Source organism: Pseudomonas agronomica, from assembly GCF_025917275.1.
GTDB classification, from domain to species: Bacteria; Pseudomonadota; Gammaproteobacteria; order Pseudomonadales; family Pseudomonadaceae; genus Aquipseudomonas; species Aquipseudomonas agronomica.
In genome coordinates, this window is sequence record NZ_JAOSHO010000869.1 from 1 (window position 1) to 1,158 (window position 1,158).

At 65.4% G+C, this 1,158-nt stretch carries 1 protein-coding gene; it reads right to left on the reverse strand.

Going from position 1 to position 1,158, the window contains the following annotated elements:
• Positions 1-1,097 (reverse strand): 8-amino-7-oxononanoate synthase (gene bioF, locus OC610_RS27790; RefSeq protein WP_264432761.1); only part of this gene is annotated, 1,097 nt, incomplete at its 3' end.
• Positions 1,098-1,158: the final 61 nt, after the last annotated feature.

The following is a 1,158-nucleotide window of genomic DNA, read 5'->3' on the forward strand; positions in this document are numbered from 1 at the left end:
TGGGCGGCGGTCAGGGTCACACGCAGGCGAGCACTGCCCGCGGGGACGGTCGGTGGACGGATCGCGGTCACCATCAGCCCCCGTTCACGCAGCATCCGTGACAGTTGCATCGCCCGCCCGGCATCGCCGACCAGGATGGGCTGGATCGGCGTGAAGCTGTCCATCAATTGCAAACCGATCTGCTCGGCGCCCTGGCGGAACTGGCGAATCAGCCGCTGCAAATGTTCTCGCCGCCAATGTTCGCTGCGCAGCAGTTCAAGGCTCTTGAGCGTGGCGCAGGCCAGGGCTGGCGGTTGACTGGTGGTGTAAATGTAGGGACGCGCGAACTGGACGAGGCTTTCGATCAGCTCCTCACTGCCCGCCACAAAGGCGCCAGCGGTGCCAAACGCCTTGCCCAGCGTGCCGACCAGCACGGGGACGTCTTCCTGGCTCAGACCGAAATGTTCGACGACACCGCCGCCGCTGGCGCCCAGCGTGCCGAAGCCGTGGGCATCATCCACCATCAGCCAGGCGCCCTTGGCCTTGGCTTCACGGGCGAGGGCCGGCAAGTCGGCGACGTCGCCGTCCATGCTGAATACCCCATCGGTGACCACCAAGGTATTGCCAACCGCTTTTTCCAGGCGCTGGGCCAGGCTCCGGGCATCGTTGTGCAGATAACGGTTGAAACGCGCGCCGGACAACAACCCGCCATCGATCAATGAAGCGTGGTTGAGGCGATCCTCCAGCACGGTGTCGCCCTGCCCGACCAACGCCGTAACGGCGCCGAGATTGGCCATGTAGCCGGTGGTGAACAGCAGCGCCCGTGGGCGGCCGGTCAGCTCGGCCAATGCTTCTTCCAAGGCGTGATGCGGCCCGCTGTGGCCGATGACCAGATGAGAGGCCCCGCCGCCGACGCCCCAACGCGCGGCACCTTCGCGCCAGGCCTCGATCACTTGCGGGTGATTGGCCAGGCCCAGGTAATCGTTGTTGCAGAACGCCAACAGCGGCTGGCCATCGACCACCACTTCCGGACCCTGGGGGCTTTCGAGCAGCGGGCGCTGGCGATAGAGATTTTCAGCACGACGGGCAGCCAGGCGTGCGGCGAGATCGAAGGGCATGCAGGCCTCAACTGTTTAAAGACTGGCCAAAGCCCCTTGTGGGAGCGAGCTTGCTCGCGAT